Origin of the sequence: Mesorhizobium sp. LCM 4576, assembly GCF_001854815.1 — a bacterium.
Lineage (GTDB): Bacteria > Pseudomonadota > Alphaproteobacteria > Rhizobiales > Rhizobiaceae > Mesorhizobium > Mesorhizobium plurifarium.
The window spans coordinates 188,688-204,244 of the sequence record NZ_MDDT01000011.1; the positions used below are offsets into that span (position 1 = coordinate 188,688).

Here is a 15,557-nt window from a genome sequence, read left to right on the forward strand (position 1 = left end):
CTTTTTCGCYTGGCTTGCAATAAATTTCAGCCATCAAGACGGAGAAACCCATGTTCCTGCTCAACCGCCGCCCCGACCATCGCCAGCCGCTGACCGAGGAAGACGCCGCGACGCTTGGGCTTGCCGGCGCCCAGGAGGCCGGGCGCTTCCTTGCCGCGCGCGACAACCATGCCGAGACGCCGCTTCATGCCTTGCCCTCGCTGGCGGCCGAACTCGGCATCGGTGCGCTCCACATCAAGGACGAGGGCAAGCGCCTCGGCCTCGGCAGCTTCAAGGCCCTGGGCGGCGCCTATGCCGTGATGCATCTGGTGCTGGAGGAGGCTGGCAGGCGGCTCGGCCACGCCGTCGCGGTCGAGGACCTGCGCAAGCCTGAGGTGAAGGCGATCGCCGCGCAAATGACCTTCGCCTGCGCGACCGACGGCAACCATGGACGCTCGGTGGCGCAGGGCGCCGGCCTTGTCGGYGCGCGCTCGGTCATCTTCGTCCATTCGGGCGTCAGCAACGAACGCGTGGCGGCCATCGCCCGCTTCGGCGCCGAGATGGTGCGCGTCGCCGGCGATTACGACCAGTCGGTCAGGGAAGCCGCCCGCGTCGCCGCCGAGCGCGGCTGGACCGTCGTCTCCGATACATCCTGGCCGGGCTACGAACGCATCCCGGGACTGGTGATGCAGGGCTACACCGTGATCGTGCGCGAAGCGCTGGAACGCTTGCCTGAGCCGCCCACCCATGTCTTCCTGCAGGCCGGCGTCGGTGGCTTCGCCGCGGCGGTGGCCGGCCATCTCGCCATTGCGCGYGGCGACGCGAGGCCGACTGTGACCGTGGTCGAGCCCGCGCGGGCGGCATGCGTCTATGAGACGGCCAAGGCCGGACGTCCGGTGACGATCGCGCACAGCAAGCCGACGGTGATGGCGATGCTCGAATGCTACGAGCCGTCGCTGGTCGCCTGGCGCGTGCTGTCACGGATCGGCGATGCCTTCATGACGGTGGAGGAGGAAGACGCGGTGTCGGTGATGAACCGCCTGGCGCGGCCTGCGGGCGATGATCCGGCGATCGTCTCCGGCGAGAGCGGCGGGGCAGGGCTCGCCGGACTGATCCGCGCTGCCGGCGATAACAAGATGCGCGCTGCGCTCGGCCTCGACGCCAGTTCGCGCGTGCTCATCATAAACTCCGAAGGCGCGACGGATCCTGGCCGATATGCCGAACTGGTCGGCATGGCGCCGGACGAGGTCGCAAACGCGAGGCAGCCGGCATGAGCAATCTGACCATCAACGCCGACCGGCTTCTGGGCCGCATCCAGGAACTCGGCGGAATCGGCCGCGACGCGCAGGGCAGGCTGGTCCGCGTCGCCGCATCCGACATGGACAAGCTCGGCCGCGACCGCCTCGTCGGCTGGCTGGAAGAGGCTGGGCTTGAGGTCGCCATCGACCGCATCGGCAACATCTTCGGCATCTGGAAGACAGGCGCCACCGAAAGCCAGTCGCCGGTCATGCTCGGCTCGCATATCGACACGGTGATCGACGCCGGCATCTATGACGGCTGCTATGGCGTGCTTGCCGGCCTCGAAGCGATCGAGAGCCTGAAGGAGGCCGGCTTCGCGCCGGCCCGTCCGCTCGTCGTCGCCGCCTTCACCAATGAGGAGGGGGTGCGCTTTTCGCCCGACATGATGGGTTCGCTGGTCTTTGCCGGCGGCCGCGACCTCGAGGAAGCGCTGGCCTCCATCGGCACCGACGGCACGGTGCTGGGCAAGGAACTGGAACGCATCGGCTATGCCGGCGAGCACGAGCCCGGCTTCCTCAAGCCGCACGCCTATGTCGAATTGCATGTCGAGCAGGGGCCGGTGCTTGAGCGCGAAGGCATCGCCGTCGGCGCGGTCGAAAACCTGCAGGGCATTTCCTGGCAGCGCATCACGATCGACGGGGAGGCCAACCATGCCGGCACTACGCCGATGTCGATGCGCCGGGATGCCGGCGTCGCCGCGGCGCAGGTGATCGGCTTCCTCGCCGACCGGGCCAGCGCGTCATCGACGCGCACCGTCGCCACTGTTGGCACCATGGCCTTCGAGCCCAACGCCATCAACGTCATCCCGTCCCGAGCGACCTTCACCATCGACCTTCGCGACCCCGACGAGATGCACCTTCGTGAGATGGAAGCGGCGCTCGTCGCCTTCCTCGACAAGTTGGCCGCAAGCGCCGGCGTCACCGTCCACGCCGAAAGCCTGGCGCGTTTCGAGCCGGTGACGTTCGATGCCCGCATCGTCTCGYTGATCGAGGATGGCGCCAGGGCCGCCGGCCTTTCGTGCCTGCGCATGACCTCGGGCGCCGGCCAYGACGCGCAGATGATCGCGCGCATCGCGCCGTCGGCGATGATCTTCGTGCCGAGCCGGGGCGGCATCAGCCACAGCCCCGCCGAATTCACCGCTCCCGACGGGCTGGTTGCCGGCGCCAACATCCTGCTCGGCGTCGCCGCCCGGCTGGCGGCCGACTGATCGCGGGAGGAACGCAGATGGGTGCAGCGGCAGCGAAATACCACCAAAAATAGTCATGTTGGCTGTGTCGGGTGCTTCCGAACCGAACATTCGGCGACATCCAATCGAAACAAACTTCAATCACTTAGCCAATTAAAGCGCGCGCAGAATCGCGCCGGAGTCGCGCCCGCCAAAAGAGTTCAGTGCCTCGCAGGAAGACTAGCATGCTGCTTCTCAACCAACGTCCCGAACACAACCAGCCGTTGGTTGCCGCCGATGCGGAGGCACTCGGCATGGCTGGCGGCGAGCGGGCCGAGCATTACCTCAAGGCGCGCCACGACCATGCCGAGACACCGATGCACGCCTTACCGGCGTTGGCCGACGAGCTCGGCATCGCGTCGCTTCATGTCAAGGATGAAGGCCAGCGTCTGGGCCTTGGCAGCTTCAAGGCGCTGGGCGGCGCCTATGCCGTCATGCGGCTGGTGCTGGAGGAGGCCGGCAAGTGGCTCGGGCGCGATGTCGATATCAGCGAGATAAACGACGCCAGAGTGCGCCAGATCGCGTCCGGCATGATCTTCGTCTGCGCCACCGACGGCAACCATGGCCGCTCCGTGGCGCAGGGCGCCAGCCTCGTCGGCGCGCGTTCGGTGATCTTCGTCCATGCCGGTGTCAGTGCCGAGCGCGTCGCGGCCATCGCCCGCTTCGGCGCGGAGATCGTCGAGGTCGAGGGCGGCTATGACCATGCGGTGCGCGAAGTCGCGCGCGTCGGCGCCGAGCGCGGTTGGAAGATCATCTCCAACACGTCCTGGCTCGGCTATGAGCGCGTCCCTGGGCTCGTCATGCAGGGCTATACCGTGATCGTGCGCGAGACGCTGCGGCGCATGGCCGAGCCACCAACGCATGTCTTCCTGCAGGCCGGCGTCGGTGGCTTCGCGGCGGCGATCGCCGGCCATATGGCCGTCATGCTTGGCTCCAGGCGGCCGAAGGCCGTGGTGGTCGAGCCGCGACGCTCGGCTTGCATCTACGCATCGGCTGAGGCCGGACGTCCGGCGACGGTCGCAAAGCAGGAGCCGACCGTGATGACGATGCTTGAATGCGCCGAGCCCTCTCTCGTCGCCTGGCGCGTGCTGGCGCGCGTCGGCGATGCCTTCATGACGGTGGACGAAGAGGACGCGGTCGCGGTGATGAAGCGGCTGGCGCGGCCCCTGGGCGGCGATCCGGCGATCGTCTCCGGAGAGAGCGGCGGGGCAGGCCTGGCCGGGCTGGTCCGCGCCGCCGGCGACCGACGTATACGTGCCGCACTCGGCCTCGATACGCACTCGCGCGTGCTCGTCATCAACTCCGAGGGCGCGACTGACCATGGCCGCTTTGCCGAGCTGGTCGGGATGGCGCCGGAAGAGGTGTTCCTGCAGAGTGCCTGACAGCAATTCCGGTTCTCCCTGTTAACAAGAGGCTTGGAGCGGCCGATGGCTGAACTCGACCAACAGGCACTGCACAGCGAGATGACGGCGTGGCGGCGCGATCTCCACGCCCATCCCGAGTTCGGCTTCGAGGAAAGACGCACCGCCGCCTTTGTGGCGGAAAAACTCCGCGCGTTCGGACTGGAGGTGRCCGAAGGCGTCGGCGGCACCGGCGTCGTCGGYACGCTGACCCGCGGCAGCGGCAACCGGGCCATCGCGCTGCGCGCCGACATGGATGCGCTGCGCATCGCCGAGCAGGGCAAGCAAGCCTGGCGCTCGCAGACGCCCGGCACCATGCATGCCTGTGGCCATGATGGCCACACCTCGATGCTGCTCGGCGCGGCCAAGCTGCTCGCCAACGAAGGCGGCTTCGACGGTACGGTGCGCTTCATCTTCCAGCCGGCCGAGGAATGGGGCAGGGGCGCGCTGGCCATGCTGGACGACGGCCTGCTCGAGCGCTTTCCCTTCGAGGAGATCTTCGGGCTGCACAACATGCCAGGCCTTCCCATCGGCCATTTCGAGACCCGCAGCGGCCCGGTCATGTCGGCCGAGGACAATTTCGAGATCGTGCTCAAAGGCCTCGGCGGCCACGCGGCGCGGCCGCATGCCGGCCAGGAGACGCTGGTCGCCGCCTGCGCGCTGGTGGTCAACCTGCAGACCATCGTCTCGCGGCGCCTGAGTCCAGCCGATGTCGGTGTCGTCTCGGTGACCGAGCTCATCACCGACGGCACCCGCAATGCGCTRCCGGGGCTGGCGCGCATCCTGGGCGATTGCCGCAGTTTCCGGTCCGAGGTGAGCGCCGCGATCGAAAAGGAGATGCGCCGCATCGCCGAGGGCACCGCCCAGGCCTATAACGTTGCTGCTGAAATCACTTACACGCGCGAGTTCGTGCCGTTGATCAACGACGCGGCGCTTGTCGACGAGGCATTCGCTGCCGCGCGCATGGTGCTGGCGAACAATGTTGTTCACGTTGCGGCGGAGCCTATGACCGCGTCGGAGGATTTCGCCCGCTTCCTCGACCGTGTCCCTGGTTGCTTCGTCTTCATGGGCAATGGCGACACCGCGCCGCTGCACAATCCTGCCTATGATTTCAACGACGAAGGCCTGCTGCACGGTGCGCGGTTCCATGCGGCGGTGGTGAGGCGGCGGTTGGCGCTGGGCAGTTAGCAATCCCGCAAGGGGGAGATTAGCTGCCMCCCACCCGGTAACTCTTTCTTCTCTGCTTTCATGCAGTATTGCCGGGACAGGGCGGCAAGAACAAAGAATGGCGGACGACAATAAACGCAACGGCAAGTTCTGGGCGCTGGCGCTTGACCGGGCTCAACTCGGCCTGTGGGACTGGAATCTGTCGACCGGYGATTGCTATTATTCGCCGACCTGGTCGAAGATGCTGGGCTATGAAGCGGGCGAGCTTGCCAACACGTCCGATCTCTGGCTGAAGCTGACCCATCCCGACGATCGCCAGCGCGCGCAGGAAAGCGGCGACCGGCATATTGCGGGCCTCGTCGATTCCATCGAGACGGAGCTGCGCCTGCGCCACAAGGACGGCCACTGGGTCTGGGTGCTCGACCGCGGCGGCATCGTCGAGCGCGACGCTGACGGCAAGCCGCTCAGGCTGATGGGCGTGCAGACCGACATCACCCGGMAGAAGGAGGCCGAAGCGGCGCTGGAGCAGATCAACGTCCGCTTCCGTCTCGCGCTCGCCGCCAGCGGCACGGGCATCTGGCACTTCGATATCGGCACCCAGAAAAGCTATTGGGACGCCCGCACGCGCGAGATATTCGGCGTCGTCACTGACCACGACGAGGTGRCCGCCGACTTCTGGCACACTTTCCTGCATCCGCAGGACAAGGAAGTCGCCGAGCGTGCCCACGATGTGCCGGTCGGCTCTGAGGGCGTCGCGGCCGTGCAATATCGCATCGTCCGCCGCGACGGTGAAATCCGTCACGTCGAGTCGCTTGTGCGCTTCATCGCTGCGGGCTCAGCCGGCCAGATTTTGGGCACGGTGCGCGACATCACCGAGGAGAAGAGGCGTGCCGAGGAGCTTGCCTTCGCCGCGCGCCACGACGCGTTGACCGGGCTGCTCAACCGCGCGGCCTTCGACCGGCTGCTTGCCGAGAACATCGCCATGGCCGAGCGGCTGCCACTCGCCGTATTCTATGTCGACCTCGACTACTTCAAGGCGCTCAACGACTATGCCGGCCATGCCGCCGGCGACGTGGCGCTGAAGAGCGTCGCGGCGGGCATCCTCGCCAGCCTGCCCGCTTCGGCGCATGYGGCGCGGCTTGGCGGGGACGAATTCGCGCTTTTGGTGCCGAACTGCAATGACGCCTGCGCCGAGCGTCTTGCCCGCGCCGTGCTTGCCGCCGTGCGCGACGCCGATCTCGGCCCGGCCGTCACTTCGCGCAGGCTTGCCGCCAGCATCGGCATCGCCTTCGTGCGCGACCGCAACATGAGCGTGGCCGATGCGCTTGCTTGCGCCGACGATGYCTGCTACGCCGCCAAGGCCGGCGGTCGCAACCGCTTCGCGGTGTTCTCGCCGGAGACTACGTCGGGCGCTGGCGGCCTCAACGCCGCACGGCTGGCGGCTGACCTTGTCGATGYGATGGAGGACGGCCGGCTGAAGCTGTTCGGTCAGGAAATCCACCGGCTCGGCCAGCCATGGGAAGACAGCCGCCATGTCGAAGTGCTGGCCAGGCTCGAGGCTCGCACCGGCAACATGATTCCGCCCGGCGATTTCATGCCGGTCGCCGAACGCTTCGGCCTTGCTGCCCGGCTCGACCGTTGGATCATCCGCACCGCGCTGACGCGCCATGGCGATGCGATGCGAGCGGGGGCCATCGCGCTCGACTTCAATTTGTCGGCGCAGACGCTTTCCGATCCGCAACTTTGGGATTTCGTCGACGAGGCCATCGCCGAGAGCGGCGCGTCACCGTCGGCCGTCGGCTTCGAGATCACCGAGACGGCCGCCGTCACCAATTTCGACGCGGCGGCGGAGTTCGTGCGCCGGGCGCGCGAACGCCATTGCCGCGTCAGTCTCGACGACTTCGGCGCCGGCATGAGCTCCTTCGAATATCTCAGGCGCTTTCCCATAGATGCGATCAAGATCGACGGTTCGTTCGTCGAGCACATCGCCGACAGCCCGTTCGATCGCGAGATCGTCTCGGCGATCACCGGCATCGCCCGATCGATGGGCGCCGCTGTGGTGGCCGAAAAGGTCGAGGAGAAAAACGCGCTGGAGATCCTTATGGCCATGGGCGTCGCCTTTGGCCAGGGCTATTTCCTGCACCGGCCCGAGCCGCTGGAGGCGATCGTGGCGAGGGCGAGGGGCGGCGCGCGGGAGATGCGGGCAGGCTGATATCGCCATGTTCCCATGTTGGGAAGGCGCCTGGGCGGGGGCGGTGCTGCCTTGCCGGGACGGCGATCTTGCATAGGCTCCTTTTGCCAAACAAAGCGATAGACCGGTTCGCCATTTCGTTAAATGATGAACGGTTGCTCTGTCGAATTCTTAGGACAACTGGGTTACTGCCTGCGAACTGTTCCGCTCGGGACATGATGTCTTGGGTCGACCGCCCGGCGTCCGAATCATGATGGACCGGCGCCTGCGAGACCGGCAATGTCTTCACCGCTCAACAGCACCAGGCTTGTGATCCTGCAGCGGCAACGCCTGCCTTCGACTCCCGGAGCGGCGGCAAGTATCGGCATCGGCTCCAGGCTCACGACTTCACCGCTGATGCCGGCCGAGCCCGCAGCATYGCCATCCATGTTCAGCGTCGACAACCTCAACATCACAGCCATGAAGGTCCGGCTGATGGAGCGCGCTGGCAAGGAGTTTGGCGTCGATCAGACCGACTACGAGTCCGTGTCTTCCTATGGGGCGGCGATCAAGAACGCCATCGAAGCGTTGAAAGGGCAATCTCCACAGGCGATTGCCGAAATCGAGAGACAGCTTGGGCTGGATCAACTTGGCGTTTCTCTCGATACGCTTGTCAATGCCATAGTCGATCCGCGAGGCAGCGACAGCGAAAGGCTGGATGCCGCGCTGAAGCGGCATGCGGGCGGGCAGGCCGAAGGCGACGCGGCTTCGGTCCAGCCGGACGAACTCGGACTTTACGGCGGCTGAGGCCTGCTAACCGATCAGCCACCGCAACGCTCCCGCCGAGCCAACCCCGATCACCACCGTCGGCAGCATCGACAGCCTTGTCGCGGCAAGCACGGTTATGGCCAGTGCTGCGAGGTCGGCCGGGTTCTTCGAGACGAAGTCCGGCGCGATCACCGAGATCAGCACGCAGCCGGGCGCCGCCTCCATCACCGCCGTGGCGCGGGGACTGAGCGTGCGGTTCCTCAGCACCAGATAGCCGCCGATGCGGGTGAGATATGTCACGCCGGCCATCGCCGAGATGGCGAGCACGGTCATCGGGTCGATCATTTCTCACCTGCCAGGAACCACGCGGCCACCAGGCCGGAAAGCGCGCCGGCCGCCACATACCAGGCACYGGGCACGGTGAGATAGACGAGAGCCGCCACGACCAGGCTGACCAGCCAGGGCCGCGCCGCGACAAAGCCCTTCCACATGCCGCGCAGCAGAACCAGGAAGACGGCCGGGAAGGCCATCGCGAAACCATATGTCTGGACGTCGCCGAGCACCGGRCCGAGCGCCGCGCCGCAGGTCGTGAACGCCACCCAGGCGAGATAGAAAGGCAGGCCGGCGCCCAGGTAAAAAGCCAGGCTGAAAGCCGGCCGCAGGCCGGAGGCGGCGCGGCGTTGCGCGTCGGCCAGGCCCACCGCCCAGCTCTCGTCGCACATCAGGAACAGCGCAGGAAACACCTTTCGCTTCGGCAGGCGCTTGATGAAGGGCGCAAGTGCGGCGCCCATCAGGAAATGCCGGCTGTTGACCAGAAGCGTGATGGCGGTGATCAACAATACATGCGGCGGCGAGGTCCAGAGCTGGATCGCGGCGAATTCGGAGCCGCCGGCGAAGTTGAGGCCGGTCATCAGCGGCACCTCGGCCACAGAAAGGCCTTTCTGCGCGGCCTGCGCGCCGAGAACCAGCGCATAGGGGATGATGCCGAGCAGCACCGGCGTCGAGGCGGCAAGCCCGCGCCGGAACTCGGCGCCGCGGCCGTTGCTGGTTTGCTCCCCGGCGAGGGCGATCTCGGAAACGCTCATGACTTTGCCTTTGGCTGGCCTTGCGGCCGCCATTCTCCCGGTCGGTTGTGGGTTGTCGATCGCCGGACAATAGCCGAAACGCCCGGCAATCGGGTTGCGAAGATGCGTCGCTTCTGCCACGATTTGGCACTGGGTAGCGCATTCAGGCAAAAGATTGGAATTCTGGGCCATGAAGCTGGACGAGATCGACAGACGTATCCTGCGCGCGCTGCAGCGCGACGGGCGCATGGCGAACAACGATCTGGCGAAGGAAGTCGGCCTGTCGCCGTCACCTTGCCTGCGGCGCGTGAAGCTGCTGGAGGAGGCGGGCGTCATCGACCGCTATGTCGCGGTGCTGAACCCGGCCAAGATCGGCCGCGGCCAGACCTTCTTTACCCGCATCTGGCTGAAGCAGCAGGACGAGGACACGATCGAGCATTTCGCCGCCGAGGTGGCGAAATTTCCGGAAGTGATGGAATGCTATCTGATGCTGGGCGATTGCGATGCCATGGTGCGGATCGTGGCGGCCGGCATCGACGACTACCGCCGCTTCCAGTCGGAGCATCTGAGCCGGATCAAGGGTGTGCAGAACGTCAAGACGGACGTACCCAGCCAGACAATCAAGCAGACTTCGGAAATGCCGCTGTAGGGTCTTCCCTTCTCCCCTTGTTGTGGGAGAAGGGGAGGTCCTCACTAATGCGCGTGGTGCTCGGCATTTCTCTTGCGCGTCGCAGCCGCCTTCTTGGCCGAGGCCGAACGCGCGGCCGCGGATCGCTCGCCCGACGCCTTGCCGCCGGCCTTGCCGCCTTTGTGYGCYGCCGGATGGCCGGTGTGTTTGCCGCGRCCGGAGCCGCCCTCCTTCTTGCCGCCGGCGTCGTCCTTGTTGACCGTCGCCCAGGCGCGGCGCTCTGCTTCCTTCTCGGAGACGCCGCGCTTCTCATAGCCTTCGGCGATATGGTCCGCCTTGCGTTCCTGCTTGTCAGTGTATTTGGATTTGTCTCCGCGTGGCATTGTCTTGCTCCTTGTTGCGCTGAGTGAAGCCGCAGACCGGCCTCAGGAACCCTTTTTCTTGGCGACGTCGCTGAGGTCAGACCGTTCCGGATCCTTGTTGTTCTCGCCGGCGGCGTCCCGATCCTCGTCGGGATCGTCCTTGGGTGGCAGGTAGCCGCGCGGCTTGTTGGCCTTCGGGCCTTCCCAGCGCGGCCATTGATCGGAGGTTCCGGGGCGTCCTGTGTTCGGTGAATTGCTCATCTCAACCTCGCTTGCTTCTCGGGCGGTCAGCCCTCCGCCTTCATGGTCCGGGCGATCCTCAGGAGCTTGTCCCGGTCATGCCCGTGCTCCCGGATCAACTCCCGCGCCTGCTTTGGCGATAGATCGGTGTTCTCCGCCAGGAAGCGCACATCGGGATCGTCGCCGCCCTTGGTCGGCAGGTTACCTGACGGAGTTCCTGCTGGGCCTGGGCGGTTGGGAAGTTCGCTTTTCTGCATGGTTTTGTCCTTCCAATACTGAACCAACCCTTCGCGGCGAGGCTGGTTCCTTTTCGTTCGCGAGTTTGGCGAGCCGTCTTCATATCGGGGGGCTCCGGCGAGAGTGCGCTACGCGCGCCGTAAGCCCCTCAGCTGCTGCCTGATTTTCGTAATCAGCCCGTTGCCTTGCTCGAATGGCACGGCATCACTCCGGCGATCAGGTTTCCTGCTTTTCCTGGCGGCGCGCGGACGCTTCTTTCTTGCGGCGCAATACCTCGTCGGTGCCGACGATGTCCTTGGCACCGCCGGTGATCGCTGTCGAAACGACGGCCGGGGGATCGCTGGCCGGAAAACTGTCCTCGAGCCCGGACTGCAACTGCTCTTCCAGCGTGTCCGGGTCTTCCGAGCGCCCTTCGGCACGACGCTCGTCGATCTCTTCCAGATCCTTCTTGGCGTCAGGGTGCTCTCGCACGTTGCGCAGCGTGGACACGACAAGCTCGACGGCGAACTCCTTCATCVCTTCCGAATCCGGCGCGGCGATATCCGTCTCCTCGACCAGCCGGACCAACGATGCCTCGAGTTTATCCAGCTCCTTCATTCCCTGTTGGCGCGCGAGTTTCTGTGCGAGCGAATTGATAAGAATTGGCGCAAAAGCCGAATAGGCCTGCAAGCGGGTCTCGTCGACTCGCTCAGGATGAAGCGTATGCGTGGACATCAGTTGCCCTCCATTAGAATGCCGGCCTCCATTCTGCGGCGCGGCATCTAAGCAACCGGGAGGAGCCGAACTGGTTCCATGCGGCATCGGCGGGTAACGGTTTGAAGTTCCGTTCTACAGGTACGACCAACTCCCCCGACGGTTCGGATTCCAGCCTACGGCCCCGGCGTTGAACCGGGGCCGCTTCATCAGGCCAGGCGATGGTATGCGGACCGAAGCCATGGCCTCTGGCGCCTTCTATGCGGCCTGCAACGCTCGCTCGTTCGCAYCACTTTCGCCCAGCTTGGTAAGCGCTTCGTCCGTTGCGGACTCTTCCTTGAGCGTGTCGCGGAGCAACGGCAGCGCGTCCTTCAGGCCGAGTTGCTCTGCCCAGGCGATCAGCGTGCCGTAGCGCGCGATCTCGTAGTGTTCGACCGCCTGGGCAGCCGCTACAAGGCCGGCATCGAGAGCCGGCTCATCTTTGTATTCCTCGAGGATCTCCGAACCTTCTTCAATGATGCCATCGATCGCCGGGCAGGTCTTGCCGCGCGCAGGTTTGCCGAGGATTTCGAAAACCTTTTCGAGTCGATCGACATGGCCCTCCGTCTCGACACGATGCTTCTCGAAAGCCGCGCCTACTTCTTCCGCTGACGCGGCTTTGGCCATTTTCGGCAGCGTCTTCAGGATTTTCTTTTCCGCATAGTAAATGTCCTTGAGGCCATCTACGAACAGGCTTTCCAGGCCGTTCGCGGGTTCGGACGAACGCTTCGTCGCCATCGATTTCTCCATGATTTGAAAAGGCACAACTCCAAAACGAAGGTGGCGCGGTGCAAAAGCACCGACGCCACCTTTTAACTCAGCGCTGGCCGCCCTTGCGGCCGGCTTCCGAGGCACGCTGGCGGTCTTCGGCGAAGTTGCCGCTGCCGCCCCTGTGCTGACCCGCACCGCGCTGATCCATGTTGCGGTCCTCGGCCTGCTGCTGCTCACTGCCGCGATGCCGGTCGTCGCGGTTCTTGTGGCTCTGCTGGCCGGCCTTGACGTGCTGTTCGTGGCTTCCGCCTTGATTGGGCATGTCGACTTCTCCGTCGGTTGGGATTCTTCTTCAGGGTGAATTCAAGGACGCGTTCGGCATCCTTGAGTAAAAGGAACAGGCGCGAACTGGCTATGTTCCGGCTGAAACATTTCGTGACCGCCTCGGACTGAAGTCCGACCTGACCGACGCATTGGGCCGGCATGTGCAACCAATCCGCTTTTTGCGAATTGGGGAGCGGCCGTCGAGAAAAGCCCCCTCCATCGCCGGCTGTCCTGGTGCCCGCCGATCGCCCCCGCGCGCATTTCGGCGGGCACCAATATCCATGAACAAGAAGGCCGCTTAACCGGCTTCGGAGCGAGACGACGTTTTGACCTATATCTCTGCAAAACCCGCCCGGCAGGACGCCGAAAGCCTGCCTGCCAACGATAATCAACCTGCCACCCTTGCCGATCTTTCCTTCCTCGACGTCATCAATGACGAGGATGAGGTCGCCGATATCGCCAGGCGCGCTGAACGTCTCGGCCACGCCACGCTCATTGCAATGGCGGCCGGCCTGGCGGCCCTGCCGCTGCTCTACCTGATGCTAGCGTGAGCCGGGCCTGTCCGCGCTGGGGGCGGTATCCGGAAAGGACTGTGTCTATCTTCCGGAAAAGAAGGCGTCGAGCGTGGCCGCCGTTTCGATCGGCGACTCCTCCGGAAAGAAGTGACCGCCGGGCAGGGCGCCGCCGCTGACGTCGTCCGCCCAGTTCCGCCACATCGCTTCCGGGCCGCCTTCCTGCGCGTACCATTCGGCCAGCGCCCCATGCTCGCTCCATAGCGCCAGCAGTGGGCAGGCGATGCGCCGGCCGGCCTCCCTGTCGGCACGGTCATGCTCGCGGTCGAGGGAAGCCGCCGCGCGATATTCTTCGCAAATAGCATGGATATGCGCGGCATCACGCAGCGCATCGATATAGAGCTGCCGCACTCCGGGCGGAAACGCGTCGGGCGACGATCCCCAGCCGGAGAGCGCATTGTCGACGACGGCATCGGCGGCGGCCGCAAGCATCGTCTCCGGCAGCGGCCAGGGTTGCGATAGCAACGACCAGGGCCAGTAGCCTAGCGCCAGGCGGTCGTCCGCCCGGTCCCAGGCATCGCCTGTCGGGATGATGTCCAGCACTGCAAGCTTCTCGACTCGGTCCGGGTGGTCGAGCGCCAGCCGGTAGGCAACGCGCCCGCCGCGATCGTGACCCGCGACCATGAAGCATCGAAAGCCGAATGTCTCCATCAGCATGACCATGTCGGCGGCCATGGCGCGCTTGGCATAGGGCGCATGGTCGCTGGTCGATGGCGGRCAGGAGCTTTGTCCATAGCCGCGCAGATCGGCGCAGACGACGGTGAAATCCCGTGCCAGGCCGGGAGCCACCTCGCGCCACATCGCATGGGTCTCGGGAAAACCGTGCAGCAGGAGCAGACCGGGCCCGCTGCCAGCGCGGCGGGCGAAGATCCTTGCTTCGCCGGTATCAATCTCGCGACTGTCGAAATTCTCAAACATGGCTTGTCTCCGGCGGCTGGCGCCGACAGCGTCGACCGCTCACGTCCAGGCGGAGTCCAATATCAGCGACGCTTCGAAAATCTGGTCGCGCTTTTCATCCAGCACCTTGACGGTGATGGTCAGATGCCTGCCGCCCGGCATTTCGTCGCGGGYGACGTCGTGCAGGATGCGCAACGCCTCCATGCCGGCGCGCTCGCGGCTGGCGAAGAGCTGTCCCTCGGTGTCTTCCTGGCTGTGCTCGGTGTTGTAGAGGTTGAAGTAAAAGCGCTGCATGGACAGGTCCATCCCCGGAAATTTCGAAGGTCAATTCGGTAGCGCGGTCGTGGTTCCAAGCCGCTGATCCGGAGAGAAGAATCCGCGCGGTGCCACCTGTCGGCTGGTGGCCGCCTGCAACCAGCCCCACCTTGCAGCGTTAGCAGTCTCCAACGGAGAACGTGCAATTGCTGGAATCGCTTTACCTCAATCTCGGCCAGCATGACGCCTTGTCGGAAGAAGAGAAGGCTTTGCTCACATCGACTTTGTCGATCGAGAAATATGTTGGCACCGGCGAGGATATCGTCTCTGAAGGAACCAGGCCGACCTATAGCACGCTGATCATCGACGGGTTTGCCGCTCGTTACAAAGTTTTGGAGGATGGCGGCCGTCAGTTCACCTCGCTGCAGGTCCCGGGGGATTTCGTCGATCTCCATGCCTTCCTGCTGAAGACGATGGATCACGGCATCACTGCCTTGTCGCCTTGCCATGTGGCTGCTRCCGAGCACAGCAAGCTCAAGACGATCACCGAACAGGCGCCGCATCTCACCCGGCTTTTGTGGCTCGACACGCTCGTCGACGGCRCCATTCATCGCGAGTGGATCGTGGCGATGGGACGCCGCTCCAAGCTCTCCCACCTCGCACACCTGATATGCGAGCTGTTTAWCCGGCTACAGGTGGTGAAGAAGACGYGCGACATGGGTTTTTACTTGCCRCTGTCGCAGGCTCAACTGGCCGACGTGCTCGGCCTGTCCGTCGTCCATATGAACCGGGTGATCGGCACGCTGCGACGCATGAACGTCATCAACTGGACGAACCATATGATCACGATCCTCGACTGGGAGCGGCTGGTTACGATCGCAGAGTTCGATCCGACCTATCTCAGCATGACGCGCGAGCCGAGATAGGTCTCTAGCCAGGCGGCTTCTTGGAGCGCGACCAGAGCTCGTCCAGCATGGTCAGGGCCGCGCTTGGCTGCGCGGATTTCAGCAGCCCCTGCTGCGCGGCGGCTTTCTTGAAGGCGGCAAAGGCGACGGCCGGCCGGCAGGTGCCCGCGATTGYGTCGTCCACCAGCCGCGCCGCCTTGAGATAATCCGGCGCTTCCTTGTTCTTCCAGGCCCCGGCAAGCGCCTTCTTCGCCTCTGCGACCGTGGTGACGACCATCGTGCCGCCGCTGACGAAGCGGAYGGTGAGCGGCAGGAAACGGCTCATCGGGTCGTCACCATCCGAACCATTCGCGCGTTCGCCAGGCAAGGCCGACAAAGGGTGCGGCCGTGAWCATGGCGGCTACAAGGGCAAGGAGCGGATTCACAGGCAAGGATTTCATGGTGCACCACAAGATTGGGAATGGCCGTAAACGATGACCTAGCCAGTCGGTTGCATTCGCCCAGCGGTTCGGAGGCTACATGTTGCTCGCGGGCCTGGCGGGAGGCGCCGGCCGATGTGGCGGACGCGGCCGCGGCCTTAGCGGGATATCCGCCAGCGAGGCGCGGATTACCCTGGCGGGAA

Annotated in this window: 19 protein-coding genes and 1 pseudogene; 9 read left to right on the forward strand and 11 right to left on the reverse strand. The window is 65.0% G+C overall.

The window, feature by feature from the left end:
• The first annotated feature begins 50 nt into the window (after positions 1-50).
• The 6 genes from LCM4576_RS05805 to LCM4576_RS05830 all read left to right on the forward strand — a co-directional run bounded on the left by LCM4576_RS05805 (position 51) and on the right by LCM4576_RS05830 (position 8,047).
• Positions 51-1,253 carry a diaminopropionate ammonia-lyase gene (locus tag LCM4576_RS05805; protein ID WP_071030942.1) on the forward strand — a complete coding sequence of 401 codons (1,203 nt, stop codon included), beginning with the start codon at positions 51-53 and terminating at the stop codon, positions 1,251-1,253.
• Positions 1,250-2,485, forward strand: a complete 1,236-nt coding sequence (locus LCM4576_RS05810) for a Zn-dependent hydrolase (protein ID WP_071030943.1) — start codon at positions 1,250-1,252, stop codon at positions 2,483-2,485. Before LCM4576_RS05805 ends, LCM4576_RS05810 begins: the two co-directional genes overlap by 4 nt.
• Before the next feature lie 203 nt (positions 2,486-2,688).
• The gene (locus LCM4576_RS05815; RefSeq protein WP_071030944.1) at positions 2,689-3,885 is read left to right on the forward strand and encodes a diaminopropionate ammonia-lyase; all 1,197 of its coding nucleotides are present in this window, start codon (positions 2,689-2,691) and stop codon (positions 3,883-3,885) included.
• A gap of 45 nt (positions 3,886-3,930) precedes the next feature.
• Positions 3,931-5,091: a M20 aminoacylase family protein gene (locus tag LCM4576_RS05820; protein WP_071031016.1), complete on the forward strand. Its 1,161-nt coding sequence runs from the start codon at positions 3,931-3,933 to the stop codon at positions 5,089-5,091.
• A gap of 97 nt (positions 5,092-5,188) precedes the next feature.
• Positions 5,189-7,282: an EAL domain-containing protein gene (locus LCM4576_RS05825; RefSeq protein WP_071030945.1), complete on the forward strand. Its 2,094-nt coding sequence runs from the start codon at positions 5,189-5,191 to the stop codon at positions 7,280-7,282.
• Between the two features lie 258 nt (positions 7,283-7,540).
• Positions 7,541-8,047, forward strand: a complete 507-nt coding sequence (locus LCM4576_RS05830) for a hypothetical protein (protein WP_071030946.1) — start codon at positions 7,541-7,543, stop codon at positions 8,045-8,047.
• Positions 8,048-8,053: 6 nt separating this feature from the next.
• Here the strand turns inward: LCM4576_RS05830 and LCM4576_RS05835 are convergent, their stop codons facing one another.
• Positions 8,054-8,353 (reverse strand): AzlD family protein, encoded by a 300-nt coding sequence (locus tag LCM4576_RS05835; protein WP_071030947.1) that lies wholly within the window; start codon positions 8,351-8,353, stop codon positions 8,054-8,056.
• A complete protein-coding gene (locus LCM4576_RS05840) occupies positions 8,350-9,093 on the reverse strand; it encodes an AzlC family ABC transporter permease (protein WP_071031018.1) in 744 nt (247 codons plus the stop codon). Before LCM4576_RS05840 ends, LCM4576_RS05835 begins: the two co-directional genes overlap by 4 nt.
• A 169-nt stretch (positions 9,094-9,262) precedes the next feature.
• Between LCM4576_RS05840 and LCM4576_RS05845 the strand changes: the two genes are divergently transcribed.
• A complete protein-coding gene (locus LCM4576_RS05845) occupies positions 9,263-9,721 on the forward strand; it encodes an Lrp/AsnC family transcriptional regulator (RefSeq protein WP_040981044.1) in 459 nt (152 codons plus the stop codon).
• A 44-nt stretch (positions 9,722-9,765) separates the two neighbouring features.
• Here the strand turns inward: LCM4576_RS05845 and LCM4576_RS05850 are convergent, their stop codons facing one another.
• The 6 genes and pseudogenes from LCM4576_RS05850 to LCM4576_RS36480 form a co-directional block, all read right to left on the reverse strand.
• Complete coding sequence (locus LCM4576_RS05850; RefSeq protein WP_040980714.1) at positions 9,766-10,083, reverse strand: plasmid stabilization protein; 318 nt, start codon at positions 10,081-10,083, stop codon at positions 9,766-9,768.
• 42 nt (positions 10,084-10,125) lie between these two features.
• On the reverse strand, positions 10,126-10,323 hold the full coding sequence (locus tag LCM4576_RS05855; RefSeq protein ID WP_040980716.1) for a hypothetical protein: 198 nt from the start codon (positions 10,321-10,323) through the stop codon (positions 10,126-10,128).
• 26 nt (positions 10,324-10,349) lie between these two features.
• Positions 10,350-10,559 carry a hypothetical protein gene (locus tag LCM4576_RS05860; protein WP_040980718.1) on the reverse strand — a complete coding sequence of 70 codons (210 nt, stop codon included), beginning with the start codon at positions 10,557-10,559 and terminating at the stop codon, positions 10,350-10,352.
• Between the two features lie 196 nt (positions 10,560-10,755).
• Entirely contained in the window at positions 10,756-11,253 is a 498-nt protein-coding gene (locus tag LCM4576_RS05865) for a hypothetical protein (protein ID WP_071030948.1), read from the reverse strand.
• Between the two features lie 237 nt (positions 11,254-11,490).
• Positions 11,491-12,009, reverse strand: coding sequence for a ferritin-like domain-containing protein (locus LCM4576_RS05870; RefSeq protein ID WP_071031020.1), 519 nt, complete (start codon positions 12,007-12,009; stop codon positions 11,491-11,493).
• An 85-nt stretch (positions 12,010-12,094) separates the two neighbouring features.
• A pseudogene (locus LCM4576_RS36480) lies at positions 12,095-12,190 on the reverse strand (KGG domain-containing protein); the annotation flags it as partial.
• A 442-nt stretch (positions 12,191-12,632) separates the two neighbouring features.
• On the opposite strand from LCM4576_RS36480, the gene LCM4576_RS05880 reads away from it, so the two are divergent.
• Complete coding sequence (locus LCM4576_RS05880) at positions 12,633-12,857, forward strand: hypothetical protein (protein WP_040980724.1); 225 nt, start codon at positions 12,633-12,635, stop codon at positions 12,855-12,857.
• Positions 12,858-12,902: 45 nt separating this feature from the next.
• Here LCM4576_RS05880 and LCM4576_RS05885 read toward each other — a convergent pair whose 3' ends face one another.
• Positions 12,903-13,796, reverse strand: a complete 894-nt coding sequence (locus LCM4576_RS05885; RefSeq protein WP_071030949.1) for an alpha/beta fold hydrolase — start codon at positions 13,794-13,796, stop codon at positions 12,903-12,905.
• A 39-nt stretch (positions 13,797-13,835) separates the two neighbouring features.
• Positions 13,836-14,069 (reverse strand): DUF6894 family protein, encoded by a 234-nt coding sequence (locus LCM4576_RS05890; RefSeq protein WP_071031022.1) that lies wholly within the window; start codon positions 14,067-14,069, stop codon positions 13,836-13,838.
• Positions 14,070-14,236: 167 nt separating this feature from the next.
• On the opposite strand from LCM4576_RS05890, the gene LCM4576_RS05895 reads away from it, so the two are divergent.
• Positions 14,237-14,956: a Crp/Fnr family transcriptional regulator gene (locus LCM4576_RS05895; protein ID WP_071030950.1), complete on the forward strand. Its 720-nt coding sequence runs from the start codon at positions 14,237-14,239 to the stop codon at positions 14,954-14,956.
• 4 nt (positions 14,957-14,960) lie between these two features.
• On the opposite strand, the gene LCM4576_RS05900 is transcribed toward LCM4576_RS05895, so the two are convergent.
• Positions 14,961-15,260, reverse strand: a complete 300-nt coding sequence (locus tag LCM4576_RS05900) for a DUF982 domain-containing protein (RefSeq protein WP_071031023.1) — start codon at positions 15,258-15,260, stop codon at positions 14,961-14,963.
• Positions 15,261-15,557: the final 297 nt, after the last annotated feature.

What these genes read in the sequence shown, in the direction of transcription:
- LCM4576_RS05855 (WP_040980716.1), bottom strand. Translation starts at nt 10,323, where the DNA reads ATGAGCAATTCACCGAACACAGGACGCCCCGGAACCTCCGATCAATGG.
- LCM4576_RS05860 (WP_040980718.1), bottom strand. Translation starts at nt 10,559, where the DNA reads ATGCAGAAAAGCGAACTTCCCAACCGCCCAGGCCCAGCAGGAACTCCG.
- LCM4576_RS05835 (WP_071030947.1), bottom strand. Translation starts at nt 8,353, where the DNA reads ATGATCGACCCGATGACCGTGCTCGCCATCTCGGCGATGGCCGGCGTG.
- LCM4576_RS05815 (WP_071030944.1), top strand. Translation starts at nt 2,689, where the DNA reads ATGCTGCTTCTCAACCAACGTCCCGAACACAACCAGCCGTTGGTTGCC.
- LCM4576_RS05845 (WP_040981044.1), top strand. Translation starts at nt 9,263, where the DNA reads ATGAAGCTGGACGAGATCGACAGACGTATCCTGCGCGCGCTGCAGCGC.